This is a genomic window from Roseovarius halophilus (ex Wu et al. 2025), assembly GCF_047086965.1.
In genome coordinates, this window is the sequence record NZ_JBKOTX010000681.1 from 1 (window position 1) to 240 (window position 240).

General features: G+C 64.2%; 1 protein-coding gene. It reads right to left on the reverse strand.

The features are described 5' to 3' along the window. Nucleotides 1–240, reverse strand: a 240-nt coding sequence (locus tag ACH107_RS34015) for a Mu transposase domain-containing protein (protein WP_412509950.1), incomplete at both ends; no start/stop codon positions are given.

Sequence of the window (240 nt, forward strand, 5' to 3'; positions counted from 1 at the left end):
GATGACCACCTGATCGACATAGGCCCGCACCCAGACATCCTGATGGCCATAGGCCACGGGAACCGAGTAATCGTTGGTGTCATAGCGGACCAAAGATTGGGAGCTCACCCGGCCACTGCTCTGTGCGCAGGCCTCAAAGGGGGCCGCCGGCAGGGGGCGCATCTCGGCCAGGTCTCTTTGCAGGCGCGCGCCGATGGTCTCCGTGTGCCCACGGAGTGTATCAGTCTGACGGGCGCGACA